The sequence below is a fragment of the Salinisphaera sp. T31B1 genome (genome assembly GCF_040361275.1).
Classification (GTDB): Bacteria; Pseudomonadota; Gammaproteobacteria; order Nevskiales; family Salinisphaeraceae; genus Salinisphaera.
Window position 1 is genome coordinate 254,656 of the sequence record NZ_APNH01000003.1, and the last position, 25,661, is coordinate 280,316.

The following is a 25,661-nucleotide window of genomic DNA, read 5'->3' on the forward strand; positions in this document are numbered from 1 at the left end:
CTCCGGGACGGCACGGGTCGGACGGTATAATGCATTTCCGAGCCACGGTGAGCCGATCGCGTGCAACTGATCAAAGCCTTTTTCAAGCGGTACCCGCTGCAGTGCCTGATCGTCTGGAGTTGTCTGGTCGTGGCCAGCATCGCCGAGGGGCTGAGTCTGTCTACGCTTTTGCCGCTATTGTCGATCGCCACCGGCAACGACAACGGGCTGGTCGACCAGCGGACGTCGGATTTTCTCAGCGCGGCGCTCCACGATCTGTCGATCACCCCCACGATCGGTACGATGATCGTACTGGTGCTGGTCGGGTTGATGGTCAAGGCCGGCCTGACGCTGATCGCCTACCGGCAGGTCGGCTTCACCGTCGCCAATATCGCCACCGATGTGCGGCTGTCGTTTCTGCGCGCGCTGTCCGCCTCACGCTGGGAGTATTTCCTGCGTCAGCGCACCGGCCGGCTGGCCAACTCGATCTCCACCGAAGCCTCGAGCAGTGCCAGCGCATTTCAAAGCGTCGCGGCGCTGTCGGCGCTGGTGTCGCAGTCGCTGGTGTTCCTCGTTGTGGCCTTGCTGATCAACTGGCATATCGCATTACTGGCATTGGCAGTGGGCGCGGTCATATTCGGCGTGCTCAAGGTCATGGTATCGATCTCGCGCGATGCCGGCGGCCGCCAGAAAGGCTTGTTCCAGCAGCTCATGGCCCTGCTGACCGACTCGTTGTCGTCGCTCAAGCCGCTCAAATCGATGGCGCGCGAAGGCGAGATGGATTCGCTGCTCGAGCGGCAGACGCGCGAGCTCAACGGCACCATGCGGACGCAGGTACTGGCCAGCGAAGTGCTCAAGGCCATGCAGGAGCTGCTGATCGGCCTGGTGCTGGTTGCCGGTGTGGCCGTATCGCTGCTGGTATGGCAGCTCGAACTCGCCGAGATCATGGTGCTCACGATCGTGCTCGCACGTATGCTCACGCGGCTGAGCAAGGTCCAGCAGGAATATCAGAAGCTGGCGTCCAAGGAGGCGTTCTACTGGGCCATGGACGATGCGGTCAACGAAGCGCGGGAAGCGCGCGAGGCCCCGTTCGGCACACGCCAGCCGACGTTAGCACAGGGCATCCGTCTGACCGGTCTCGGGTTTGGCTACGGCGAGTCGCGCGTACTCGACAACTTCGAGCTTGAGATTCCTGCCGGCCAGGTCACGGCACTGATCGGCCCGTCCGGTGCCGGCAAGACCACGGCGGTGGATCTGATTATCGGTCTGCTGCGTGCCGATTCAGGAGAGGTGCTGATCGACGGCGTACCGCTGACCGATATCGATATCCGCCAGTGGCGCCGCATGATCGGGTATGTACCGCAGGACACCACACTGCTGCACGACACGATTCTCAACAATGTTCGCATCGGCCATGAGGGCATCACCGAGGCAGATGCGCTATGGGCGCTCGACAAGGCGGGCGCGCTGGGCTTCATCGAGTCGCTGCCCGAAGGCGTGCATACGCCGGTCGGCGAACACGGCGCCCGTTTCTCCGGCGGTCAGCGCCAACGCATCGTGATCGCACGTGCGCTGGCTCACCGGCCCAGCCTGCTGATTCTCGATGAAGCGACCAGCGCGCTGGACCCGGAAACAGAACGCGCGGTCAGCCAGACGCTGCGTGCATTGGGCGATCGTTTCACGGTGCTGGCGATCTCGCATCGGCCGACGCTCATGGAGCTGGCCGATCATGTCTACCGTATCGAGGCCGGCAAGGCCTGGCCGTTGAGCGCCGATCAGGCGAATGCCGCGGCCGGCTGAACCGCGTTCACTACGGCGTACGTCCGGCACGGGCCAGACGGGCCAGAGCCTCGGCCAAGCCGGGATCGCCCACATGGCCGGCCACGCGCTGGATATGCGAACGGCTGGCATGGCTGATCACGCGCGGCACCGGCGCGGCCCGCGGTCGATCGCGACGCGGGCGCACGCGTACCTCGACTGATTCGATATGCAGCTGCATGCGCTGGGCCAGCGCGCGCACGATCGCTGGCTGCATGTAGCGCAATCGCGTCGCCCAGCCGGCGTGTTCGACATGCAGCGTCAGACGGTAATGATCGTAGGCGGCAACCTGGAACTGGCGATCCGCGGCCTCGGGCAGGATCTCGGCAATCGCGGCGCGCATGCGATCGAGAAACCGGGCGCGGCCGATCAGGTCCGCGACGTCCGGAGTGGCTGTATGCAGCAAGGACTGGATTGAACGCGGCGTCGTCCCCATAGTATCGGCTACACGTGTCCTGGACAGGCGCGACGAGCGTATCAGGTCCTTCGGCCGCCGGTTACTGAAAGCCGCGCCGGGCCTGCGGTATCATGCCCGTTTTGGGCCGACCGGCCGGGTTTTCCCGCCGGTCGGCGCGATCGGGCGAGACGACGAGGGTTCATGAGCAATTTCCTGACCAAACTGATCGGCAGCCGCAATCAGCGTGTCGTCAAGCGCCTGCACCGCATCGTCGGTTCCGTGAATGCCCTCGAGGCCGATTACGAGGCGCTCAGCGACGACGCGCTGGCCGCCAAGACTGCCGAACTGCGTGAGCGCCTCGACGGCGGGGCGAGCCTGGACGACGTGATGGCGGATGCGTTCGCGACCGTACGCGAAGCCGGCAAGCGCGTGCTCGGGATGCGCCATTTCGATGTGCAGCTGGTCGGCGGCATGGTCCTGCATCAGGGCAAGATCGCCGAAATGAAGACCGGCGAGGGCAAGACCCTGGTGGCGACGCTCGCGACCTATCTGAACGCGCTGTCGGGCAAGGGTGTTCATATCGTTACGGTCAACGACTATCTGGCCGCGCGCGACGCCGAATGGATGGGCCGGCTCTATCGTTTTCTCGGTCTGACCGTCGGCGTGATCTTCTCCGGCCAGGATCCGCAGGCCAAGCGCGCAGCGTACGCCTGCGATATCACCTACGGCACGAACAACGAATACGGCTTCGATTATCTGCGCGACAACATGGCCTTCTCCCCGGGCGACCGGGTCCAGCGGCCGCTGAATTACGCCATCATCGACGAGGTCGACTCGATTCTCATCGACGAAGCGCGCACGCCGCTGATCATCTCCGGACCCACGGACGACGACCCCGAAACCTCGCTGCGCGTGGACAAGCTCGTTGGCCATCTTGAACGCCAGGAAGAGGAGGAAGGTCCGGGCGACTATTACGCCGAAGAGAAGAACAAGCAGGTCTTTCTGACCGAAGACGGGCATCAGAAAGTCGAAGGCCTGATGCGCGACGCCGGCCTGCTCGATGCCGACGAGAGCCTGTACGACGCCAACAACGTGGTGCTGATGCACCACATGAACGCCGCGCTGCGTGCACACGTGCTCTACCAAAAGGATATCGAGTACATCGTCGCCGACAACCAGATCGTGATCGTCGACGAATTCACCGGCCGTACCATGCCGGGCCGGCGCTGGTCGGACGGGCTTCATCAGGCCATCGAGGCCAAGGAAGGCGTCAAGATCCAGAAGGAGAACCAGACGCTGGCCTCCATCACCTTCCAGAATTTCTTCCGGCTCTACGACAAGCTCTCCGGCATGACCGGCACCGCCGACACCGAGGCCTTCGAGTTCCAGTCGATCTACGGCCTGGAAGTGGTCGTGATCCCGACCAACCGCCCGCTGTTGCGTCGTGACCTGCCCGACCAGATCTACATGACGGGTACGGAGAAATTCGAGGCGATCGCCGACGAGGCCAAGACAGCCAGCGATCGCGGCCAGCCGGTACTCATCGGTACGGCTTCGATCGAAGCCTCGGAGCTGCTGTCACGGCTGCTGCGCCAGCGTGGATTGCGCCACGAGGTGCTCAACGCCAAGCAGCACGAGCGCGAGGCCGACATCATCGCTCAGGCGGGCCGCCCCGGGGCGGTGACCATCGCCACCAACATGGCCGGCCGCGGTACCGATATCGTGCTCGGTGGCAACGTCGAGGAAGCCATCGAGGCGCTGGAAGAAGGTGACGAGGTCGGACGCCAACGTATTCGCGACGAGTGGCAGAAGACCCACGAAGCCGTGCTCGAGGCCGGCGGGCTGTATGTCATCGGCTCCGAACGCCACGAGTCGCGCCGTGTCGACAACCAGCTGCGCGGCCGGTCCGGCCGCCAGGGCGATCCGGGTGCGTCCCGCTTCTATCTGTCGCTCGAAGACAGCCTGATGCGCATCTTCACACCGCCGCGGCTACGGTCGATGTTGCAGAACCTGGGGCTGGAAAAAGGCGAAGCGATCGAGCACAAGTGGGTATCGCGTGCGATCGAGAACGCCCAGCGCAAGGTCGAATCGCACCATTTCGATATCCGCAAGCAGCTGCTTGAATACGACAACGTGGCCAATGACCAGCGTCAGGTCGTCTACGAGCAGCGCAACGAACTCATGGATTCGGAAGACGTCGGCGATGTGGTGGAAAACATCTGGGACGATGTCGTCAACGATGCGATCAGCGAGCATATCCCACCGCAGAGTCTCGAAGAGCAGTGGGATGTGCCCGGCCTGACCGAGGCGATCCAGCGCGACTTCGGCCAGGAGCTGCCGATCCAGCAATGGCTCGACGAAGAAAAGAATCTGGACGAGGAAGGGCTGCGCGAGCGGATCAGCGTGCAGCTCAAGGCGGCCTACGAGGCCAAGCGCGAGGAGGCTGGTGCCGACGTGCTGGCCCAGATCGAGAAAGCCGTGTTGTTGCAGGTGCTCGACTCGCTCTGGCGCGAACACCTCGCCTCGATGGATTATCTGCGCAAGGGCATCCATCTGCGCGGGTATGCCCAAAAGGATCCGAAGAACGAGTACAAGCGTGAGGCGTTCAACATGTTCCAGGACATGCTGGCTCGCCTCAAGCACGAAACCGTGACCGTACTTGCACGCGGACGTGTGCGGGCCGACATCACCGACGAAGCGCGGGAAGAACGCCGGCGGCAGATGGAGCACCTCGACTATCAGCACGCCGAGGCGGCCTCGGCGGCCGATCAGGCGGTTGCAGCCGCAGCGGCGCAGCCGGCCGAGGACGGCCACCCGGTGGCGCCCGAACAGGCCGCGCAGGCCAGCCTGCCGGGGTCGGGCGACCCGGCGCCGGTGACCGAGGACGACGCGCAGCGCCCGGAGACGTTCGTCCGCGGCGAGCGCAAGATCGGTCGCAACGAGCCCTGTCCCTGTGGCTCGGGCAAGAAATTCAAGCACTGCCACGGTCGCGATTGAACAGCAATCGGACCATCGCAGCGGCAGCGAACAACGGGCGGGCCTTGTCCGAAGCCCGTCCGCGTGTCGCCCGGACTCTCTCGGACCAAGGATGACGCCATGGCGGTGAATCTGCACGCGCCCGAACGGATATTGCCGGTCTCCGGCCTATGCTGGGCCGTGGCCGAAGCGGCGATCAAGAAACCCGGCCGGCTCGATATGGCGCTGATGGTATTGCCGCCTAGCGCGCGGGTGGCCGGAGTGTTCACACAGAACGCTTTTGCGGCCGCGCCCGTTCGCGTGGCCCAGCAGCATCTGGGGGCCGGGACGATCCGTGCGTTGCTGATCAACAGCGGCAATGCCAATGCCGGGACTGGCCGTGCCGGGCTGGCTGACGCACAGGCCTGCTGTGCAAGGGTCGCCGACGGGCTTGGCATCGAGCCGCAGCAGGTACTGCCATTTTCCACCGGCGTGATTGGCCAGGCGTTGCCCATGGAGCGCATCGTCGGTGCGGTGGATCGTATGGCCACGGGCCTGTCCGAACACGCCTGGCTGGATGCCGCAACGGCCATCATGACCACCGATACGGTGCCCAAAGGCGGCTCGCGGATCGTCGAGGTCGATGGCGGCGAGCAAATCGTGCTCAGCGGCATCGCCAAGGGGTCGGGCATGATCCGGCCCGACATGGCGACGATGCTGTCGTTCATCGCCACGGATGCGGCGATTGACTCCACCGATCTGGATGCCGCCCTGCGCCAGGCGATGGCGGGCTCGTTCAATGCGATTTCCGTGGACGGTGACACCTCGACCAACGATGCCTGCATGCTGTGTGCGACCGGCGCCGGCGTGGCGCTGGGGCCGTCGGATCCCGTCTGGCCGCGGTTCGTATCCGCGCTGACCGATCTGGCCCGCGAGCTGGCCCAAGCGATCGTACGGGACGGCGAGGGCGCGACGCGGTTCATCACGCTCGCTGTGACCGGTGCGCGTGATGACGCCGAAGCCCGTGAGGTGGCGTTCACCGTGGCGCACTCGCCGCTGGTCAAGACCGCCTGCTTTGCCGGCGACCCGAACTGGGGCCGTATCCTGGCGGCCGTCGGGCGGGCCCCGGTTGCGGATTTATCGATCGATCGCGTGGCGATCGCCCTGGACGACGTCGCTATCGTCGCCGACGGCGAACCCCGTGCAGACTATGCCGAGGCGGATGCCGCGGCCGTGATGGCCCGGCCGGAGTACACGGTGGCGATCGACCTGGGCCGCGGCGAGGGCCGTGCCACGATATGGACATCGGACCTGTCGTACGAGTACGTGCGTATCAACGCGGAGTACCGCAGCTGATGACGGCTGCCGACGGTATGGTCGATGATCGCACCGCAGGCCAGCAGCCGCTGGATATCGCGGTCGGCGTGCTTATCGGACGTGACGGGCGTCTGCTCATCGCACAGCGCCGCGAGGGTACGCCCGGCGCAGGCTGCTGGGAATTTCCCGGCGGCAAGCACGAGCCGCCGGAGGCGATGCACGACTGCCTGGCGCGCGAGCTGGCCGAAGAGATCGGCGTGGAAAATCTGCAGGCGCGGCCGGTGATCCGCTTTTCGCACGCCCATGGGGAGCGTCCGGTGCGCCTGCACGTCTGGCGTATCGACCACTGGTCGGGCGAGCCGACCGGCCGCGAAGGCCAGACGCTGCGCTGGGTCGAGCGCAAAGCACTTGCCGACTATGAACTGCTGCCGGCCACCGATGCGATCATCAAGGCGTTGTTCCTGCCTGCTCGCTACGCGATCACGCCTTCTCGGGCCGCCGCCGACCCTGGTCAATGGTTCGCCGCGCTGGAACGCTGTCTTGCCGGGGGGATCCGTCTTCTACGCCTGCGCGATCAGGGATTGGACGATACGGCCTACGCCGCGCTTGCCACGGACGTGATCGTCGCAGCCCGTGCCTACGGCGCGGTGGTACTGCTCGATCGCGATGCAGAGATGTGCCGTGCGGTGGGCGCCGACGGCCTGCACTGGCCGGTTGGCCGTCTGCTCGAGGCCGGCGCCCGGCCGCTGGGGCGTGAGCACCTGGTTGCAGTCTCGGCTCATACGAGCTTCGATCTGGCCGCGGCGGTACGTCTGGAGGCGGATTTCGCAGTGCTTTCGCCGGTGGCTGCCACGCCAACACATCCGGGCGCCCCGGGCATGGGCTGGGAGGCCTGGCGCGTGGCACGCGGCGACCACGCATTGCCGGTGTACGCGCTCGGTGGGCTCGACGAGGCCGATCTGGATACGGCAATCGAACAGGGCGCACAGGGCGTGGCGGCGATCCGCGCGTTCTGGCGCTGATCGGACAGGACACGTCTCAAGGCTAGTGGGGCTGGCCCGATTCGTCGGGGCGGCTACCGTCCCACGGCGCGGTGCCTGCCGAGCCGCTCGGGTCGGCGATGCGGTTGCTCTCGTCCAGCCAGTCGCCCAGATCGATCAGCTTGCACCGGCGCGAACAGAATGGCCGGTACGGATTATCGGCGCCGATCCGGGCCGGTTCGCCGCAGTAAGGACAGTCGATGGTCTTGGCTTGAGTCATGATATCGGCGCGTTGGCGCGGCAAGGCCGGGGCCCGGCGAATGCCGCTGCGGGTCGGATCGCCGGCAGTTTAGCCCAGCCGACCTACGGGTCAACCGTCGGCGATGGCGACGATCCGGCCCGTGCGCCCCGTCTGCGCGGGCCTAGAACCGGCAGCAGGCCATACGGAAATGCACCGGCGATTGGGTCTGGCGCACATGCAGCTGATCGTCGGCGTGCTGCATGAACCGGATGGTCGCCCGGTGGCGGCCGGCGCTGATCTCCGGATAGACCGTCGCGTCCTCTAGCAGGACTCGGATCATCTGGGTGCCGCTTTCGGTGTTGTGAACCAGTACGCCTGTCTCGGCAACGGTTTCACGAGCGGGGCTGGTCTCGCGCAGTAGCCGCAGGATCGTCGCGATGGCCTGTTCGAAGGGAGCGATACGCCGGCACCAGTCCTCGATATGCTGTTCGATACGCGGTGCTTTCTGAGCAAGCCAGTGCTGATAGGCCGGCAGGTCGAAACTGCAGCTGCCTCCCGGGATGGGCATGCGGTTGTTCAGGCTGTTGAGCAGTTCGTTGTCGCGCAATTGATACGAGGCGAATTGCGGCGGCATGCGCTGCATGTCCCGACCGAGGGTGTCCAGGGTCTCGAGCATGCTCGCGAGCGCAGCCGAATCCACGTCGTCGCGGTCGGCCAGGCGTTCCAGCCACGCGTAGCGCAGCCCGAGTTCCTTACTCACTTCGCCGCGCGTGTCGTAGCGCGACATCACGTTGAGGATGTCCAGCAGCGCGTCCATGGTCGCGCGCCGGCCCCAGTGGCTCGGGTCGGCCTGGTGGTATCGAAGGCGCGCGATCAGGTGCTCGAGACGCAGAAACGTCCGAATCCTCTCGTTCAGCGGCTGCTCGAAACAGATCGCGCCTTCGTCGGCCACTCACAGCCTCTTGGCAAAGAAATTCCAGCGCACAGTCTATGCCGCCTGAGACGGGGCGCAAAATCAATTCGTTGCGGCGACTCGTCCGGGGCGTTCCCGGTGCGTGAGCGTGGCCCGGCTCAACCGGGCAACAGCAGAGGCGGCAAGTCGTCGACCTCGCCCTGGGCCAGGCGCAGATAACCGGCATGCAGGGCAGCGGCCAGATCGGCGATATCCTTGCGCGGTCCGGTGTTGATCAGTACGTCGTCGGCCATGGCCAGGCGATCGGCGCGCGAATCCTGGGCAGCGATCATGCGCCGCGCCAGCGGTTCGTCGATATCGTCCCGCGACATCAGCCGTTCGAGCTGGGTCGCCTCCGGGGCGTCGATCACCAGTACGCGATCGACCAGATCGATCATGCTGGACTTGACCAGCAACGGCACCACGAGCAGACAGTAGTCGGACTGGGCGCTGTCCCGCTCGGCAGCCAGACCCTGGCGAATACGCGGATGGGTGATGGTCTCCAGATCGGCGCGCGCCGCGTCGTCGGCGAACACGATCTCGCGCAGGGCGCGTCGCCTGAGCTGTCCATCGCTGTCGACGATATCCTCGCCGAAACGCGCCATGATCTCGGCCAGCGCCGGCTGGCCGGGTTCGACGATCTGTCGTGCCACCACGTCCGCATCGATGATCTTCACGCCCATGCGTTGGAAGGCACTGGCCACGGCCGATTTGCCGCTGGCGATGCCGCCGGTCAGGCCGACGGTGAGTTTGCTGGTCATGGGCAGGTGCTCCGCAGGCGATCGAATCGGCGGCCGAGAGGATGGCCGAGGCAGGAATGGCGATCGCCGAGCACGTCGGCGCAGAGAGGCAGGGGCACTAGCGCAGTCCCGAAATCGACAAGTAAGCGGACAGGATTGTATCGCCTGCGATCAGCGTCAGCCAGCCGGCCAGCGCCAGCCACGGGCCGAACGGCATGGGTTTGCCACGCTCGAGTAGGCCCAGCGCCATTAGCACGCCGCCGAACAGCGCGCCGCCGAGTGAGGCCATGAGCAGTATCATCGGCAATGCCTGCCAGCCTAGCCATGCGCCGAGTGCGGCGAGCAGCTTGAAATCGCCGTAACCCATCCCTTCCTTGCCGGTGAGCAGCAGGAAAAGCTGGAAGACGCCCCATAGCACCAGATAGCCGGCCGTCGCGCCGACGATGGCCGTCGCCGGGTCAATACGTGCCAGACCCATGCCATGGCCGAGGCTGAGCAGCAGGCCCAGCCAGATCAGTGGCAGGGTCAGCGCGTCCGGTAGAAACTGGGTACGCCAATCGATCATCGCCAGGGCCAGCAGCATCCAGGACAACACGAGCGCGGCCGGCATGAACGGGCTGGCGCCGAAGCGCCAGGCCACCAGCACAGCCATCATGCAGCTGGCCATTTCCACGGCCGGGTATTGCGGGGAGATCCGTCCGCGACAGTGGGCGCATCGACCGCCGAGCAGCAGGTAGCTGAACAGCGGGATGTTATCGCGGATACGAATCGGCGTATGACAGTGGACGCAGCGCGAGCGCGGCTGCGACAGATTCACCCGGACCGTATCGGCCTGGGTGGCCGGCTGGCCCAGAATCTCCGCGGCGCTGGCGCGCCACTGGGCTTCCATCATGACCGGGAGGCGCAGAATCACGACGTTCAGGAAGCTGCCCACGATCAGGCCGAACAGACCGACGGCGCCGTAGGCCAGCCACGGCTGCTGGATGAACAGTTCGGTCACTAGACGACCGATCCGAGTTTGAAGATCGGCAGGTACATCGCGATGACCAGGCCGCCGACCAGCACGCCGATGATCGCCATGATCATCGGCTCGAGCAGGCTCGACAGCGAATCGACCTGGTTGTCGACCTCGGCTTCGTAGAAATCGGCGACGCGCGAGCACATGCCGTCCAGCGAGCCGGATTCCTCGCCGATCGCCACCATCTGCTGGGCCATGCTCGGGAACTGGCCGGTGTTGTTCATGGCCAGTTGAAGCTGCACGCCCGAGGACACCTGATCTCGCATCTGCAGGATCGCTTCCTCGAACACGATGTTGCCGGAGGCACGGGCGACAGAATCCATCGCCTCGACCAGTGGAACGCCGGCCGCGAACATGGTCGACAGTGTGCGAGCGAAACGCGCGACCGCGGCTTTGTACAGGATATCGCCGATCACCGGCAGTCTCAGCGCGATGCGGTCGTTGGCACGGCGGAAGGCACGCGATCGCAGACGCGCCTGGAAGAATGCGTAGAACGCCAGGCCGATGCTGCCCAGAATCGCCCACCACCAGCTCTGCACGAACTCCGACAGGCCGATGACCAGCAGCGTGAAAGCCGGCAGATCGGCGCCGAAGCCCTGGAACAGCGACTGAAACTGCGGCACCACGAAATACAGAAGGATGCCCATGACGATGATCGCGACGATGATCACCGCGCTCGGGTAGAACAATGCCTTGCGTACCTTGGCCTTGATCTCCTCGGTTTTCTCCTTGTAGGTCGCGATCTTGTCCAGCAGGGCTTCGAGCGCACCGGATTTTTCACCGGCATCGACCAGATTAACGAACAGGTCGTCGAAATGCTTCGGGTGCCGGGCGAGCGCCTCGGCCAGGGTGATGCCGTCCTCGATATCGTCTCGGATGGTCGCGACCAGTTCGGCCAGCGACGGGTTGTCGGCACCCTTGGTGATGATATCCAGCGACTGGACCAGGGGTACGCCGGCGGTGAGCATGGTTGCCAGCTGGCGCGCGAACAGAGCGATATCGCCGGCCTTGATCTTTTTCTTGCGCTTGCCGCCGAGACCGAAGATCGTCGTCTGCTTGCGCACCCGGATAGGGTTGATGCCCTGCTTGCGCAAGGCAACCTTGACCATTGCCTCGTTGGGGCCGTCGGTCTGGCCCTTGACTCGACTGCCGCTGCGGTCCGTGCCGATCCAGAAAAACGTCTGCTGTTCGGCTACTGTCTTGGCCATCGGTGGCCCCCTTTGGCCGTAAATCCCTGTTGCAGGAGCACTAACCTGCCTCGTCGCACCGTTGTGGGCAAGCAGGCGCCGGTCAGTTCATGCCGAGTTTTGCCAGCCGGTAGCGCAAGGCGCGGAATGTGATGCCGAGCCGTTTGGCCGCCTTGGTCTTGTTGTACTGACAGGCTTCCAGAGCCGCACGGATACGCTCGCGTTCCAGCGCTTCGAGCTGGCTTTCCAGGTCGGCACTGGTGTCCATGCCATTATCGGCAGCGCTCGAGGAAAATTCATTGGTGCTCCGAGCGACGCCCATCCCGGACTCCTGCTGAGCCGAGGGTTCGCTCAGCGGCGAACTCAGGCGCAGATACTGACGATCGATCACCGCATCCTCACTGAGCGTGACCGCGCGTTCGAGAATGTTTTCGAGCTCACGAATGTTGCCCGGAAAGGAGTAATCCTCGAGGGCCTCCAGTGCGCCCGTCGATAGATGCGGTACCCGCCGCAGGCGCATTTTGCGCGCCAGCGCCTCGAGAATGCGCGAGGCCAAAGCCGCGATATCGGCACGGCGCTCGCGCAGCGGCGGCACATGGACCTCGATCACGTTGAGGCGGTAGTACAGGTCTTCGCGAAACCGGCCCTGGGTGACTTCGGTCGCCAGATTGCGATGGGTGGCACAGATCACGCGCACATCCACGGCGGTTTCGGCGTTGGCGCCCACCGGCCGGATCGCGCGCTCCTGAATGGCCCGTAGCAGTTTGACCTGCATCGTCAGCGGCAGGTCGGCGACCTCGTCGAGAAACAGCGTGCCGCCGTCGGCACGTGCGAACAGACCGGGCGTGTCGCGCATCGCTCCCGTGAACGCGCCGCGCTGGTAGCCGAAGAACTCCGACTCCATCAGTTCGGAGGGGATGGCGCCGCAGTTGACCGGCACGAACGCGCTGCCCATGCGCGGGCCCTCGGCGTGGATCATGCGCGCGACGAGCTCCTTGCCCGTGCCGGATTCGCCGGTGATATAGACCGGCGCCTGGCTGCGGGCGAGCTTGGCGATGGTCTCGCGCAGGCGCTTCATCGACGGCGTATTACCGATCAGCCGCGGCGAGGCGTCGAGTGACGGATGCGGCGGGGCGTCGTGGTCCAGGCCGGCGAGCTTGAGCGCCTGGCCGACCAGCGCGCGCAGACCCGCGACATCGATAGGCTTGGAGACGAAATCGAATGCCCCGGCCTTGAGGCTGGCCACGGCACTGGCTGCACTGCCGTAGGCGGTGATCACCGCCACCGGGCAATGCGGGTGGCGTTCGCTGATGTGCTCGACCAGTTCGACGCCTTCGCCGTCGGGTAGCCGCATGTCGGTCAGGCATAGATCGAAATGCCCGCCGGCCAGCGCCTTGCGGGCCTCGGACAGGGTGGCGACGGCGAGTGTCTCGATCGCCATGCGCGAAAGCGTGATCTCCACGAGTTCCCGAATGTCGGCCTCGTCGTCGACGATCAGGGCCTTGGCGGTGGTGTCGTTGGCGCTCATGAAACCTGCTTGATCTGCGATGCTGACGGCGAATCCATGGCATCCGAAGATGCCTGTGCAAATATGATACGAAAGCAGGCGCCGCCGGTTTGTGCAACTGGCAGCAATTGCGCGCCGTTGGCCTCGCACAGTTCTGCGGCGATATGCAGACCCAGTCCGGTACCGTCGCGCGCGGTCGTGAAGAACGGTTCCATGATCTCGTCGAGGATGGCGGCATCGATGCCGGGGCCGTTGTCGATCACATCCAGACAGGCGTGCAGCGCGCGATTGCGGTGGCCGATCAGCCACAGCGTCAGCGGCTCGTCGTCACGCCGCGCATACCGCCGCGCATTGTCCCAGAGGTTGAACAGTGTCTGGCGCAGATGGTCCGGGTCGAACGTCACACGCAGCGAAGGGTCGATATCGATGCGCTCGAAATCGGGCGCCTGATCGCTGGTCTCCCGGTAGATCTCGATCGTCTCGTCAAGCCAGGCGGCCAGCGGCAGATTGCGCCGCGCGCGCTGGGAGCGACGCGACAGGCCGAGCACGCTGTTGACGATGGCATCGATGCGACGCGTGTGCCGGTGGATGATGTCGAGCATGCGTACGTCTTCGGCATCGACTCGGGGCGATTCGGCCAGTAGCTGGCCGGCATGGCTGATTGCGCCCAGCGGATTTCGAATTTCGTGAGCTATGTTGGCCGTCAGCCGGCCGATGGACACGAGCTTGAGTTGCTGCGCCTGCTCGCGTTGACGCATGGCGTCTTCCACGAAGATCAGGCTCGGCGCATCGTCGCCCTCACCCAGCGCGGAAAAACTCGGCAACAACGACCGGTGGCCGACACGCACGGGTTCGACTACCGAATGCCGCCCTTCGCGCCAGCGGGCCAGCGCCGTGGCCAGTGCCGGCGCGATGTCGGCGAGCGGCTGGCCGGGCGGGACGGTCGGCTCCAGCTCCAGCAGGCCCTGCGCCGCATCGTTGATCAACTCGATTCGACCGTCGGGTTCGACCACGATCGCGCCCATGCCCATTTGCTGGATGATACGGCGATTGAGTGCGGCCAGATCCCGGACCTCGGTGGCGCGTTCGGCGGCCAGGGCCTCGCTGAGCCGCGCGCGGCGTGCCAGCCAGTGCGCCAGGCCGGCGGTGATGAAAAACAACATGCCCAATATGCCGGCCTGGACGAACTCGTCCGGTGCGCTCGTCTCGCTCAGGCTTCGCCAGACCTCCTGACCCAGCATGCCGATGGCGGCACAGGCAGCGATCAGGGCCGCCAGCCGGGCTGGCAGCAGCATGCCGCCCGCAGCAACCGGGGCAAGCAGCAACATGCCAAGCCCGCCGGCCACACCGGTGCTGGACAGGGTAAGACAGGTGAAAAACGCGATATCCACCGCACAGGCCGCCACCACCTGCGCCCGCAGCGACGGGCGTCGCATGAGCGCGGCCCCCACCGCCATCACGCACTGAACCAGATAGATGAGCGACGCACCACGAAACAGATCCGGCAGGGTCAGATCGAGCAGCCGGCTGGTCGAGCCGAACAGCAGCAGGGCGACGAGTCCGAAACCGATCAGGCTTCGATAGGCGTTGAACGACAGGATTGCCCGCCAGTCATCGACATGGCGGATGAGCGGCGTACTCGCCGGAGCGGTCATGGACGCCGCTCTGGCCCCGCTGCGGTATTGCGGCGCGTGTCGGTACGTGCCTGGCATTCGTCATCGGCGCATACCGGCCCGACCTCGGAGCTGCGGGTCAGCGCCGGCGGCAGATGTACGCCGCAACGGGCGCAGCGCACCGTCTTTTCGAAGCGCGGCTGGGGCGGATCCCGTCTTACCGGGGCGGGGCCGAGTAACCGTTTGACCACCAGCCAGCCGAGGCCGAGCAGAACGAGCAATCCGAGGAGTTTAGCCATGGGGTTGGGGCGCGTGGCCAGACAAGCCATGATCCCGGATCATACGTCAGCCGTGGGTCGAGCACGATGTCTGGCACTGCCAGACAAGTTGTCGTGCCGTGCCCAAGGGGCCACAATGCGCGGCAATCATCAGGTTTGGTTCCCAAATAGGCATTGCGATGAACGTTCACGAATATCAGGCCAAGGAAATCTTTGCGCGCTTCGGCGTGCCTGCCGGTGAGGGCAAGGTCGCCCGGAGCGCCGACGAGGCGGTGGACGTCGCCAAGGCACTGGGCGGCGAGCGCTGGGTGGTCAAGGCGCAGGTTCATGCCGGTGGTCGTGGCAAGGCCGGTGGCGTGAAGATCTGCGACAGCGTGGATGAGGTCAAGCAAGCGGCCGGCGACATGATCGGCGGTGAACTCAAGACCAAGCAGACCGGCGACGTTGGCCTGCCCATCAACGCGGTCTATGTCGAGAAGCCGGCCGATATCGAATCCGAGCTGTATCTGTCCGTGCTGGTCGACCGCGCCACCCGACGCGTGACCTTCATCGCCTCACCCGAAGGCGGCATGGATATCGAGGAAGTCGCCGAGTCCACGCCCGAAAAGATCACCCAGGTCGCGATCCATCCGGCCGCCGGTTTTCAGGCCTACCAGGGTCGCCAGCTCGGCTTCTTCCTGGGTCTGGACAAGAAGCAGGTCGGCGAATTCGTGAAAGTCATGAAGGGTCTCTACGAGATGTTCGTGACCTGCGACGCCTCACTGGTCGAGATCAACCCGCTGGTGACGACCAAGCAGGGTGGTCTCGTCGCGCTCGACGGCAAGCTTAACTTCGATGACAACGCGCTGTTCCGGCAGAAAGAGTTCGCCGACATGCGTGATCTCACCCAGGAAAACGAGCGCGAAGCCCAGGCGGCCGAGTTCGATCTGAATTACATCCAGCTCGACGGCAACATCGGCTGCATGGTCAACGGCGCGGGCCTGGCCATGGGCACGATGGATCTGGTCAAGCTGCACGGTGGCGAGCCGGCCAACTTCCTGGACGTGGGCGGCGGCGCCACCACCGAGCGCGTGACCGAGGCGTTCAAGCTGATTACCGCCGGTGAAGGCGTCAAGGCCATTCTGGTCAACATCTTCGGCGGCATCGTGCGGTGCGATCTGATCGCCGAAGGGATCATCACCGCCGCCAAGGACGTCGGTATCGAGGTGCCGGTGGTCGTGCGCCTGGAGGGCACCAATGCCGAGGAAGGCCGCAAGCTGCTGGACGAGTCCGACTTCGATCTCATCGCCGCACAGGATCTGACCGATGCGGCCAAGAAGGTCGTCGCCGAAGCCAAGGGCTGATCCGCCCGCACGCGACGCCTCTTCTATCGAACAGCTTCCAGATCAGGATTATTCATGAGCATTCTCGTCAACAAAGACACCAAACTCATCGTCCAGGGCTTCACAGGCTCGCAGGGCACCTTCCATTCCGAGCAGTGCATTGCCTACGGCACCAACATCGTCGGCGGTGTGACCCCGGGCCGCGGCGGCGAGACCCATCTCGACCTGCCGGTGTTCAACACCTGTGCCGATGCCGTTGCCGAGACTGGCGCCAACGCCACGATGATCTACGTGCCGGCACCGTTCGCTGCCGATGCGATACTCGAGGCCGAGGCGGCCGGCATCAAGACCATCATCTGCATCACCGAGCATATCCCGGTCATGGACATGCTCAAGGTCCGCGCCGTACTGGATGAGTCCGACAGCGTGCTGATCGGTCCGAACTGCCCCGGCGTGATCACCCCGGGCGAGTGCAAGATCGGCATCATGCCGGCGCATATTCACAAGAAGGGCAAGATCGGCATCGTCTCGCGCTCGGGCACGCTCACCTACGAGGCGGTCTTCCAGACCACCAACATCGGTCTTGGCCAGTCGACCTGCGTGGGCATCGGCGGTGATCCGATCCACGGCCTGGACTTCATCGACGTGCTCGAAATGTTCGAGAACGACGACCAGACCGAAGGCGTGGTGATGGTCGGTGAAATCGGCGGCACCGCCGAGGAAGAAGCCGCCGAGTTCATCAAGAACCACATGAAGAAGCCGGTCGTGGCCTATATCGCGGGTGTGACCGCGCCCCCCGGCAAGCGCATGGGCCATGCCGGTGCCATCATCTCGGGCGGCAAGGGCACTGCCGACGACAAATTCGAAGCGCTGGAAGCCGCTGGTGTGGCTACCGTGCGTTCGACCGCCGAGATCGGCAGCAAGATGGAAGAAATCCTGGGCTGATCGATGCATTGATTGCATCGTCATCCGCTGGATGATCGAAGCCGGCGTCCGTTTTGGCGGACCCCGGCTTTTTTGTGGGTGAAGGTTCGAGACCCTTGTCTCGTTTCGCTTTTATTCAGAGCGAAGCTTGGTTCGGTTTCGGTGACTAGTGTCGAATCAACTGTTTGGATTGATTCTGGCTTGGTGTTTCGCACGGCTGTACGAGTCACCTTCATTTGCTTGTCCAGGTAAGTCACCAAAGCAAACGACACCCTGTCTTGCGTCGGCGCTACGCGCCGATGCCCTGCGCTGCTCACGCGGCCGGGGCGCAGCCGGAACTCGCCGTGCTGCGCCCAGGGAGGTGAATACAGCCTTGTAGGTCGGATTAGCGCAGCGTAATCCGACACGAACGCCACTCGAGACAAGCCGGAGCCCGAACAGTGACCCAGGTCGGATCCTGGCGGAGCGCCTGTATTGGCCCCGTGTGGAGCGACGAGACGCACAGCGCCCAAGGGTGTCCGGCGCACTGCGCCGGTGCGGCCAGCCTGTCCGAGCGTCGCCCAAGCGACGTGAGTTCTGGCCGCGACCCTTGGGGGCGAGCATCGCAGTGCACCGGCGTCAGCCGGCGCGCAATCCGGGTGTCTTTTCTCTTGGTTACTTCTCTTTGGACAAGCAAAGAGAAGTAGCTTGCGCGGCAGCGCGAAACAAGCGTGCCGTCGAACTCGTGAGTGCCGGAAGACGGATGGCTTAATCCAGCGGCTTGAATCGACCACGCAGGCGAATTCTCGCTTGGGGTTTCGCACGGCTGTGCGAGTGACTTTCATTCGCTTGTCCATGTAAGTCACCTAAGCAAACGACACCCTGTCTTGCGTCGATGCTGCGCATCGATGCCCTGCGCTGCTCGCCCGCCCGGGGCGCAGCCGGAACTCGCCGCGCTACGCGCGACTCAGACACCCGGCTGCTTCATCCCCGGCCGGCCTCCGCTGCTCGGCGCTACGCCCAAGGGGTCCAATACAGGCACGCCCGCTGCTGCTCGCTCAATGCCGTTATCGTTCGTAGGTCGGCTTAGCCGAAGGCGTAAGCCGACAGGAACGAAGACGCGGACCGTAGAGACAATGCGGTATCCGATGACGACTGGATGCCCGGCATTTCGGCGCCTGTATTCGGCGTCCATGTGTGCAGCGACGCAGAGGAGGGCGACCGCTGTCCGGCGCACGGCGCCGGTGCGGCGAGCTGTTTGAGCATCGCTAGTGCGAGGCGAGCGATATCAAGGACTAGGGTCGCATCCTGTCGCCGCTGCGCATCGGCGTATCGTCCCGAGCGGCGGAGCGGGGCGTTCCCGCAGGTAAGCGGTGGGATGCGATGCTCGGCGGGGCGAACCGTACGAGTCGTCGCCTCGGGGCGCGTGCCGACCGCCGGCGGTCGCATGCCAGCCCCGCTGGGAAGGCCCTGCTCCTCGCCTAGTACGGCATGGCGTAGCCGACGCTGTGTCGGGTGTCTCATTCTCTGTTTGCTTTCATTTGGACAAGCAAATCTAAGTGAGTCGCACAGCGGTGCGAAACAAAAGGAACAGTAAGCTCGTGGGGCCGAAAGCCCCATGGCGTGAATCGTTCGACCCTTGAATGAACGTTTCGCCTGAGTTCCGACCCGCTGATCCAGGCTTTCGACGTTATAGCGTTACGCCAACGCCGCGTGATCGAATGATCCCACGGTTTGATTGAGCACAATCGATATGAGTGATACTTACGAACTCAGCTGTGATTGCGGTCACGTGAAGATGACCGCGCGAGGGACTCCGAAGCTGTCGCTGTACTGTCATTGCGGCAGCTGTCGCGATCTGTACAGCGTGGATGTGCTGTCGGCTACGGGATGGGCGGATGAGGATGTCGAATTGCCCGCCGAAAACGATCTGGTGGTACACAAGGTCGACGGCAAGCAGATGACTCGCTACAGCTGCCCCGAGTGCGGTCTGACCATGTACGGTCGTCACAAGCCCGGTATCCCGGTGATCCCGCACGGGCTGTTCCGCAAGGCCAACGGCGGACGGTTGCCCGCCGAGCTCGCGCCGACGCTGCATCTGTTCTATCGCGATCGGGTGCTGGAGATCGATGACGGGCTGGACAAATCCCAGGGCGGCGAAGCGATCGGCCTGGAAGACTAGGGCGACCTAGGCGGTCCGGGCTCGGCGGCATGCGGTCGTCGGGCCCGTCGACGCTCGCACTGGCGTATCCTGTGCGCCACGAACGGACCAGATGCCGATCCGGCATACCGCACAGCCGCTCGTGTGCACCGCGAGCCCGAGTCGAGGAGACAGTTACGCCATGGGCGATTCGTCACTGCGCATCGCGCTGGCCCAGATCAATGTCTGGGTCGGCGATATCGAAGGCAATGCCCGCCAGATGCTGGAAGCCGCCGCCACCGCGCGCGATCGCGACGGGGCGACGATCGTGGCCTTTCCCGAAATGGCGTTGCTGGGATACCCGCCGGACGATCTGCTGCTTCGACGCGGCTTGCCCGCGGCGATCGAATCCGCGCTGGAACGGCTGGCGCATGAACTCAGCGGCATCACCGCGATCATCGGTTATCCGGAGTACGACGGGCAGACGATATACAACGCCGCAGTCGTATTGCGTGACGGTGAGCGTATCGGCCATTACCGCAAGCAGTGTTTGCCCAACTATGGCGTGTTCGACGAGCGTCGCCATTACCGACCGGGTGAAGCGCCCTGCGTGTTCGAACAGGGTGGACGCCGGATCGGAGTGACCATCTGCGAAGACATCTGGGAGACCGGCCCGGCAGCGCAGGCCGTCGAAGCCGGGGCCGAATGTCTGATCAATCTCAATGCCTCGCCGTTTCATGCGCACAAGCAGGCCGAGCGCGAGGATCTGCTGGTACGTCGTGCACGCGCGAACGGTATTCCCATCTGCTATGTCAATTGCGTCGGCGGGCAGGACGAACTGGTCTTCGACGGGCGCTCCTGTGCGGTCGACGAAGCCGGCCGGCTCATGCTGCGTGCACCGGCGTTCGAGGCCGGTGTGTACTGTATCGACTGGCCGGCTGGGCCGGGCGACAGCGAGTCCATTGCGCCGATGCCCGGGGCTGAGGCGCTCATTTACGATGCCCTGGTCCGAGCGACCCGCGACTATGTCGACCGCAACGGCTTTCCGGGCGCGCTGATCGGCGCCTCGGGCGGTATCGATTCGGCGCTGGTCATGGCCATCGCCGCCGACGCACTGGGCGGCGAACGGGTCTGGGCGGTTTCGATGCCATCGCGTTACACCGCGGCGATCAGCAACGCCGATGCGGCCGAACAGGCTCAGCGAATGGGCGTTCGTTACGACGAACTGCCGATCGAGGCCGGCTTTACCGCCTTGCTGGATACGCTCGCACCGCTGTTCGGTGATCGGGAAGCCGATACGGCCGAGGAAAACCTGCAGTCTCGTATTCGTGGCGCGCTGCTCATGTCGTTGTCGAACAAGTTCGGGCACGTCGTGCTGGCCACCGGTAACAAATCCGAGATGGCGGTGGGCTATGCAACGCTCTACGGCGACATGTGCGGCGGCTTCGCGCCGCTCAAGGATGTCTACAAGACGTGGGTGTATCGGCTGGCCCGTTTCCGCAATACACGCGGCGCGGTGATTCCCGAGCGGGTGATCACCCGGCCGCCGTCCGCCGAGCTCAGGGACGACCAGGCCGATACCGACACCTTGCCGGAATACGATGTGCTGGACCCGATCATCGAGGCGTACGTCGAGGACGGGGAGTCGATCGAGGGTATCTGCGAACGCGGGTTCGGCGAAGCCGACGTCCGTCAGGTCGCCGGATTGATCCGTCGCAACGAGTACAAGCGTCGTCAGGCCGCGCCCGGACCCAAGGTCACGCTACGCGCGTTCGGGCGCGACCGTCGCTATCCGATTACCGCCGTCTACGGTGATTTGTAGCGCGCGGCAGGCGACGACGTAGCGTCCCGTGCCGGGCGGCGATGGCCTCAGACCGAGTCGACGTCTACTGCGGCCATCGCCGGTCGCGATGATCGACCGCCGCGAAACGAGCGTCAGCCGGCGCTTTGGCTCGCCGTCGAGTCTTCGCTCAGATTCGGCAGCTCGTAGCGCGGCGTCTCGCCCGCGCGCTGGCGATAGAACTCGTCGCGGTTGAGAATGTAGTTCGGATACGAGGCCTGCAGAATCGCCCGTGTGTCCTTGGCCAGATCCGGCAGCCCCAGCCGCGCATAGGACTCTTCCATGATCTCGAGCGCCCGCGGGACCGAATCCGAGCCCTGATAGCGAGCCACGACCAGCTCGGCACGACGGCTGGCCGCAACATAGGCATGCCGGCGCAGATAGTACTCGGCGACGTAGATATCGAACTGGGCCAGGCGGTTGCGGATCTCCACCATATGCAGCTGCGCGTCCTTGCGGTAGACGCTGTTCGGGAAGTTCTTTACCAACAGGCCGAAGTCGGTGAAGGCCTGTTCCAGATACCCGGTATCACGCTTGTCGGCATCGCCGCCAAGGATGCCGGTCTGGTTGCGGTGGTAGTTGGACAGGCCGCGCAGATAGTAGATGTAGTCGATATGCGGGTTGCGCGGCCGCTGTTTGATGAAACGGTCCGCGCTGGATACGGCTGCATCGTATTCGCCGGCCTGGTAGTGGGCGGCCACGGACTCCATCTCGGACTGGGCCGCATAGGGCGAGAACGGGAAGCGGGCCTGTACTTCGGCGTATAATCTCAGCGCCTTGGCGGGCTGCTCGTCGACCATGAAATCGCGTCCGGCGCGATACATGCGTTCGGCGTCGGCGGAGTCGAGCTTGTTGCCTTCGCGATCGATGAGCGGCTCGTTGCTGTAGCCGGTCTCGTTGATGCCCTTGTCGCCGCCACAGCCGGCGATGCCGAGTACCGTGAAGATACACAGTGCGAGAACGATTTTCCGCATGCCAGCCCCGGGCGCGCGTCGGCGCGCGTCATTGAAGTAACAGAAACAGGGGCGGAGTATACCTAGGAAACTCCAGCCCAGTCATACGTTGCAGCGTCGTGCAGCACTCGCCGCCGGCGCTTTACGGAGAATCTCGTGTTTGTTGTCGACTCACCATTCCAGACCATGGCCCGGCGTATGCCGGGCGAGGCTCGATAGATGACGGCCGAACGTCCGCCGTGTGATTTCGATGCGCCCATTCCGCCCGAGTTCATCGGCCAACGACTAGACCGTGCGCTCGCGGCCATGCTGCCGGACTATTCCCGTTCGCGTTTGCAGCGCTGGCTGGCCGACGGCGACCTCACGGTGGATGATGCCACGCCGCCGGCGAAGACGCCGGTGGTCGGTGGCGAACAGGTCAGATTGCGTGTCCCGCAGACTGCTGATGACGACACGGTGCAGCCGGAACCGATGCGGCTGAACGTCATTCACGAAGACGAGGCGCTGATCGTGCTCGACAAGCCGGCGGGCCTGGTCATGCATCCGGGCGCGGGCAATCCGGACGGCACACTTCAGAACGCGCTCGTGGCATTCGATCCGGCCCTGGCCGCGCTGCCGCGGGCAGGCATCGTGCATCGTCTGGATAAGGACACCTCCGGCATTCTGGTGGTTGCACGAACCTTTGCAGCACACCGGCAGCTCGTGGCCGATCTGGCCGAGCGCACCGTCAAGCGCGAATACGAGGCGGTGGCCGTGGGCGTTATGACCGCGGGCGGACATGTGGATGCGCCGATCGACCGGCATCCGGTCGACCGGAAGCGCATGGCCGTACGTGAATTCGGCCGCGAGGCCGTCACGCATTATCGGGTGATCCAGCGTTACCGCGCCCACACCCACGTACGCTGTTCCCTGGAAACCGGCCGTACTCATCAGATCCGTGTGCATATGGCCCATATCCGTTACCCGCTGCTGGGCGATGCAACCTATGGACGGCGTCTGGCGTTGCCGCGCGATGCCAGCGAGGAATTCGTACAGGCCCTGCGCGGCTTCCGACGTCAGGCCCTGCACGCCCGCACGCTCGGCCTGATCCATCCGGTGACGGGCGAAGCGATGCGTTGGCAGGCCGCGCGGCCCGCCGACTTTCAGGGCTTGCTGGATGCGCTGGCCGCCGACGCGAGCGCGCACACCCGATGAGCGACACCATCGGCTTTCTGGCGGCCGATTGGCCGGCACCGGCCGGTATAGGTGCCGGTACGACGCTGCGTCGCGGTGGGGTCAGCGCGCCGCCGTTCGATACGTTCAATCTGGGTGACCGGGCCGGCGACGACCCCGCAGCGGTCGCGGTCAATCGACAGCGTCTCCGCCAGGCGCTCGGTTTGCCGGGCGAGCCGAGCTGGTTGCAACAGGTCCATGGTGCGGGCGTCGTTGAAGCCGGGCAGCAGGCCGTGCCCGAAGCCGATGCCAGCGTGGCTTCGCACGGCGAGGCGGTGTGTGTCGTGTTGACCGCCGATTGCCTGCCGGTGTTGTTGTGCGATCGCGACGGGCGCTGTTTCGGGGCCGCCCACGCCGGCTGGCGCGGGCTGGCCGCCGGAGTGCTCGAGGCCACGGTGGCCCGGCTGCCGTCGCCGCCGGACCAGATCATGGCCTGGCTGGGCCCCGCCATTGGAGCGCACAACTTCGAAGTGGGCGAGGACGTTCGGCAGGCGTTTTGCCGCACCTGCGTGGACGATGCATCGGCGTTCGTGCCGGCCGCTCAAGTCGGCAAGTATCGGGCCGATATCTATGCGTTGGCGCGTAACCGTCTCGCCCGCGCCGGATTGGCTGGCGATTCGGTCTACGGCGGCGGGTTGTGCACGATCGACGATCAGGCACGCTTCTATTCCTATCGCCGTTCGTCGACCACCGGCCGCATGGCCAGCCTCGTCTGGCGTTCGCGCTGATTGGAGCGGGCACGGCGATGGCGACGACCGCGGGCGCTGTCGCACCAATGGGTCGTGCACAATAGATTGTCATCGCCTGTGGGTTTGTCGTTTACTAGCCCGATACACCGGGTTTTCAAAGTTGGGGCCGTTATACGTCATGCGTAATCATCGAGTTTTATGGGCAGCGGTGCTGCTGCTGTCGCTGTGTTTGAGCGCGTGTGGCGGTGGTGGCGGTGGCGGTAGCGACGACGATCGCAACGACGGTGGCGGTGACCCGGATCCGGGCGTACCGAGCGCGACTCTGAACGCTGACGCCGGCAACGACCGTGATGTGGTCACCGGCAGCTCGGTCACGCTGGATGGTTCGAACACTCGCGTAGCCGAGGGTGTCACCATCGAGTTCGCATGGCGGTTGACCTCCAAACCGTCGAATAGTCAGGCACAGCTGGACGAAGCCAACACAGCAACGCCGCGCTTCTCGGCCGATGCCGATGGCCGCTATGTGGCCGAGCTCGTTGTTACCGACGGCGACGGCAACCGGTCCACCGACCGCGTGGTAATCACCGCGACATCGGCCAACACGCGCCCCCTGGCCCGGGCCGGGGCAGATCAGTCGGTCAAGACCGGTGTCACGGTCACGCTGGATGGCCGCAACAGCAATGACGCCGATGGCGACACGCTGACCTACCGATGGACATTCGTTTCGCGGGCTGCCGGCAGCAACGCGCGCCTGAACAACGCCGCGACGGCGACCCCTTCGTTCGTCGCCGATGAAAGCGGTGAGTACGTGCTGTCGTTGGTGGTCAGCGACGGCCGTCTCACCAGCTTGGCGGATCGCGTGACGATCACCGCAGCTAGGGCCAACAGTGCGCCCATGGCCGTCGCCGGCGATGACCAGAGCGTTGCGGTCAATGACCAGGTGCAACTCGATGGCAGTGCCAGCAGTGATGCCGACGGGGACCGGCTCAGCTATGCATGGCGCATCGTTTCCAGACCCCAGGGAAGCTCGGCCAGCCTGGCCAGTCCCAACAGCGTGCGGCCGTCGTTGACCACGGATACGGTCGGCGATTACGTGCTCGAGCTCCGCGTTTCCGACGGGCAGGCGAGTGCCACCGACCGTGTCACTGTCAGTGCCGGCCCGGTGCTGGTGTTCTCCGTCGACGCAGGGGATCCGACCGATGGTTCGCCAGACTACGAGGTGGTCGAGCCGAACATCTTCGCCTCGCAGCTGACTGTCCAGAACATACCGGCCGGTTCCAACGAGCTCGAATCGCTGCGCGCCGGTCGCTTTCGGCTGACGGCTATTGGCCAAGATTTCACCGTCGTCGATCTGACGTCGACGATCGTACGTGCGAGCAATACGACCGCGTCCCCGCAGTTGTCCTTCAACGGGCTGGCACAGGGCGACACGATCGCTGCCGGCGACTCGCTGGATTTCGCGACCATGGCGGAAAACATCCCGGTGCCCGGCGAGTATCGGTTCGACTTCGGCTTCAAGATACGGGAAACCGGAGAGACCTTCAGCCTGCGCTTTCGTGTCGATTTGACTGATATCGACTGAGGCCAGCGTTCATGCCGGGCCTGTGATCCCACCGATCT

Annotated in this window: 21 protein-coding genes; 11 read left to right on the forward strand and 10 right to left on the reverse strand. The window is 64.7% G+C overall.

Annotation, left to right across the window (positions count from 1 at the left end; genetic code table 11):
• Positions 1-60 precede the first annotated feature (60 nt).
• The gene (locus T31B1_RS12655; RefSeq protein WP_353249871.1) at positions 61-1,779 is read left to right on the forward strand and encodes an ABC transporter ATP-binding protein; all 1,719 of its coding nucleotides are present in this window, start codon (positions 61-63) and stop codon (positions 1,777-1,779) included.
• A gap of 10 nt (positions 1,780-1,789) precedes the next feature.
• Here T31B1_RS12655 and T31B1_RS12660 read toward each other — a convergent pair whose 3' ends face one another.
• Entirely contained in the window at positions 1,790-2,203 is a 414-nt protein-coding gene (locus tag T31B1_RS12660) for a DciA family protein (RefSeq protein WP_353249872.1), read from the reverse strand.
• Between the two features lie 192 nt (positions 2,204-2,395).
• Between T31B1_RS12660 and secA the strand changes: the two genes are divergently transcribed.
• The 3 genes from secA to T31B1_RS12675 all read left to right on the forward strand — a co-directional run bounded on the left by secA (position 2,396) and on the right by T31B1_RS12675 (position 7,488).
• Positions 2,396-5,191, forward strand: coding sequence for a preprotein translocase subunit SecA (secA, locus tag T31B1_RS12665; RefSeq protein ID WP_353249873.1), 2,796 nt, complete (start codon positions 2,396-2,398; stop codon positions 5,189-5,191).
• A 99-nt stretch (positions 5,192-5,290) separates the two neighbouring features.
• On the forward strand, positions 5,291-6,505 hold the full coding sequence (argJ, locus tag T31B1_RS12670) for a bifunctional glutamate N-acetyltransferase/amino-acid acetyltransferase ArgJ (protein WP_353249874.1): 1,215 nt from the start codon (positions 5,291-5,293) through the stop codon (positions 6,503-6,505).
• Complete coding sequence (locus T31B1_RS12675) at positions 6,505-7,488, forward strand: Nudix family hydrolase (protein ID WP_353249875.1); 984 nt, start codon at positions 6,505-6,507, stop codon at positions 7,486-7,488. The genes argJ and T31B1_RS12675 overlap by 1 nt, the downstream gene beginning before the upstream one ends.
• A gap of 22 nt (positions 7,489-7,510) precedes the next feature.
• Here T31B1_RS12675 and T31B1_RS12680 read toward each other — a convergent pair whose 3' ends face one another.
• From T31B1_RS12680 to T31B1_RS12715, 8 genes are all read right to left on the reverse strand, one after another.
• Positions 7,511-7,726 (reverse strand): DNA gyrase inhibitor YacG, encoded by a 216-nt coding sequence (locus tag T31B1_RS12680; protein WP_353249876.1) that lies wholly within the window; start codon positions 7,724-7,726, stop codon positions 7,511-7,513.
• Positions 7,727-7,868: 142 nt separating this feature from the next.
• The gene (zapD, locus tag T31B1_RS12685; RefSeq protein WP_353249877.1) at positions 7,869-8,639 is read right to left on the reverse strand and encodes a cell division protein ZapD; all 771 of its coding nucleotides are present in this window, start codon (positions 8,637-8,639) and stop codon (positions 7,869-7,871) included.
• Positions 8,640-8,758: 119 nt separating this feature from the next.
• A complete protein-coding gene (gene coaE, locus T31B1_RS12690; protein ID WP_353249878.1) occupies positions 8,759-9,400 on the reverse strand; it encodes a dephospho-CoA kinase in 642 nt (213 codons plus the stop codon).
• Between the two features lie 97 nt (positions 9,401-9,497).
• Complete coding sequence (locus T31B1_RS12695; RefSeq protein ID WP_353249879.1) at positions 9,498-10,379, reverse strand: prepilin peptidase; 882 nt, start codon at positions 10,377-10,379, stop codon at positions 9,498-9,500.
• Entirely contained in the window at positions 10,379-11,605 is a 1,227-nt protein-coding gene (locus T31B1_RS12700) for a type II secretion system F family protein (protein ID WP_353249880.1), read from the reverse strand. The genes T31B1_RS12695 and T31B1_RS12700 overlap by 1 nt, the downstream gene beginning before the upstream one ends.
• Before the next feature lie 82 nt (positions 11,606-11,687).
• Entirely contained in the window at positions 11,688-13,112 is a 1,425-nt protein-coding gene (locus T31B1_RS12705; RefSeq protein ID WP_353249881.1) for a sigma-54-dependent transcriptional regulator, read from the reverse strand.
• Positions 13,109-14,746, reverse strand: coding sequence for a two-component system sensor histidine kinase NtrB (locus T31B1_RS12710; RefSeq protein WP_353249882.1), 1,638 nt, complete (start codon positions 14,744-14,746; stop codon positions 13,109-13,111). Before T31B1_RS12710 ends, T31B1_RS12705 begins: the two co-directional genes overlap by 4 nt.
• Positions 14,743-15,003: a hypothetical protein gene (locus T31B1_RS12715; RefSeq protein WP_353249883.1), complete on the reverse strand. Its 261-nt coding sequence runs from the start codon at positions 15,001-15,003 to the stop codon at positions 14,743-14,745. Before T31B1_RS12715 ends, T31B1_RS12710 begins: the two co-directional genes overlap by 4 nt.
• A gap of 158 nt (positions 15,004-15,161) precedes the next feature.
• Here T31B1_RS12715 and sucC point away from each other — a divergent pair, with 158 nt between their 5' ends.
• The 4 genes from sucC to T31B1_RS12735 all read left to right on the forward strand — a co-directional run bounded on the left by sucC (position 15,162) and on the right by T31B1_RS12735 (position 21,169).
• Positions 15,162-16,325, forward strand: a complete 1,164-nt coding sequence (gene sucC, locus T31B1_RS12720) for an ADP-forming succinate--CoA ligase subunit beta (protein WP_353249884.1) — start codon at positions 15,162-15,164, stop codon at positions 16,323-16,325.
• A gap of 54 nt (positions 16,326-16,379) precedes the next feature.
• On the forward strand, positions 16,380-17,249 hold the full coding sequence (sucD, locus tag T31B1_RS12725) for a succinate--CoA ligase subunit alpha (RefSeq protein WP_353249885.1): 870 nt from the start codon (positions 16,380-16,382) through the stop codon (positions 17,247-17,249).
• A gap of 1,711 nt (positions 17,250-18,960) precedes the next feature.
• The gene (locus T31B1_RS12730) at positions 18,961-19,389 is read left to right on the forward strand and encodes a GFA family protein (RefSeq protein WP_353249886.1); all 429 of its coding nucleotides are present in this window, start codon (positions 18,961-18,963) and stop codon (positions 19,387-19,389) included.
• Positions 19,390-19,549: 160 nt separating this feature from the next.
• Positions 19,550-21,169, forward strand: a complete 1,620-nt coding sequence (locus T31B1_RS12735) for an NAD+ synthase (RefSeq protein ID WP_353249887.1) — start codon at positions 19,550-19,552, stop codon at positions 21,167-21,169.
• A gap of 113 nt (positions 21,170-21,282) precedes the next feature.
• Here the strand turns inward: T31B1_RS12735 and T31B1_RS12740 are convergent, their stop codons facing one another.
• Positions 21,283-22,161, reverse strand: a complete 879-nt coding sequence (locus tag T31B1_RS12740) for an outer membrane protein assembly factor BamD (protein WP_353249888.1) — start codon at positions 22,159-22,161, stop codon at positions 21,283-21,285.
• Between the two features lie 198 nt (positions 22,162-22,359).
• On the opposite strand from T31B1_RS12740, the gene rluD reads away from it, so the two are divergent.
• The 3 genes from rluD (at position 22,360) to T31B1_RS12755 (ending at position 25,623) form a co-directional block, all read left to right on the forward strand.
• Positions 22,360-23,334 (forward strand): 23S rRNA pseudouridine(1911/1915/1917) synthase RluD, encoded by a 975-nt coding sequence (gene rluD / locus T31B1_RS12745; RefSeq protein WP_353249889.1) that lies wholly within the window; start codon positions 22,360-22,362, stop codon positions 23,332-23,334.
• A complete protein-coding gene (pgeF, locus tag T31B1_RS12750; protein WP_353249890.1) occupies positions 23,331-24,080 on the forward strand; it encodes a peptidoglycan editing factor PgeF in 750 nt (249 codons plus the stop codon). The genes rluD and pgeF overlap by 4 nt, the downstream gene beginning before the upstream one ends.
• Positions 24,081-24,219: 139 nt before the next feature.
• The gene (locus T31B1_RS12755; protein ID WP_353249891.1) at positions 24,220-25,623 is read left to right on the forward strand and encodes a PKD domain-containing protein; all 1,404 of its coding nucleotides are present in this window, start codon (positions 24,220-24,222) and stop codon (positions 25,621-25,623) included.
• Positions 25,624-25,661: the final 38 nt, after the last annotated feature.